We start from the raw sequence: 1069 nt of genomic DNA, 5'->3' as shown, positions 1-1069 counted from the left end.
GCGGCGCTGGCCAAGGCCGGGGTGACGGCCTTTGCGATGGAATTCATGCCGCGCATCACGCGCGCCCAGTCGATGGACGTCTTGTCCTCGCAGGCTAACCTTGCCGGCTACCAGGCGGTGATCGACGGCGCAGCCGAATACGATCGCGCGCTGCCGATGATGATGACGGCGGCCGGCACTGTTCCTGCCGCCAAGGTGTTCATCATGGGCGTCGGCGTTGCCGGCCTGCAGGCGATCGCCACAGCGCGCCGGCTCGGCGCGGTCGTCACCGCGACCGATGTGCGCCCCGCCGCCAAGGAACAGGTCGCCTCGCTTGGCGCAAAGTTCCTCGCCGTCGAGGACGAAGAGTTCAAGGCGGCCGAGACCGCCGGCGGCTACGCCAAGGAGATGTCCAAGGATTACCAGGCCAAGCAGGCGGCGCTGACCGCCGAGCACATCGCCAAGCAGGACATCGTCATCACCACGGCGCTGATCCCCGGCCGCCCGGCGCCGAGGCTGGTGTCGGCTGACATGGTCGCCTCGATGAAGCCTGGTTCGGTGATCGTCGATCTTGCGGTGGAGCGCGGCGGCAATGTCGAGGGCGCTGTGCCTGGCAAGGTCGTGACGACGGCCAACGGCGTCAAGATCGTCGGCCATCTCAACGTGCCGGGCCGCGTCGCGGCCTCCGCCTCGCTGCTCTACGCCAGGAACCTTTTTGCTTTCCTCGAGACCCTGGTCGACAAGGCGACGAAGACGCTTGCCATCAATCGCGATGACGACCTGGTCAAGGCGACCATGCTGACCGACGGCGGCAAGATCGTCCATCCGGCCTTCGCCAAGGCCGACCAGCAGCCGCCAAAGGGCCAATATATCGAACCGCCGGCGATCCCGGCCAGCACAATGGTCGCTGATGCTTCGGCGCCCAAGAAAGCCGCGCCCAGGAAAGCTGCCGCATCCAAGCCCTCGCCGCCCAAGTCGCCCCCGCCGCCCAAGTCGCCCTCGCCAAAGTCGCCCTCGCCCAAGCCGAAAGGGACCGCGTGATGGACCAGACCTTGCAGAAAGCCCTCGACCAGCTCGACCAGGCAAGTGC

1 protein-coding gene is annotated in these 1069 nt (G+C 67.1%); it reads left to right on the top strand.

What is annotated here, in order from left to right; translation table 11 throughout:
- The coding region (locus LB541_RS28480) for an NAD(P) transhydrogenase subunit alpha (RefSeq protein WP_224620111.1) at nt 1-1020 on the top strand (1020 nt) is incomplete at its 5' end.
- Nucleotides 1021-1069 lie beyond the last annotated feature (49 nt).

The organism is Mesorhizobium sp. BR1-1-15, assembly GCF_020165475.1.
Lineage (GTDB): Bacteria > Pseudomonadota > Alphaproteobacteria > Rhizobiales > Rhizobiaceae > Mesorhizobium.
This window is presented reverse-complemented; position numbering and strand designations above follow the sequence as displayed.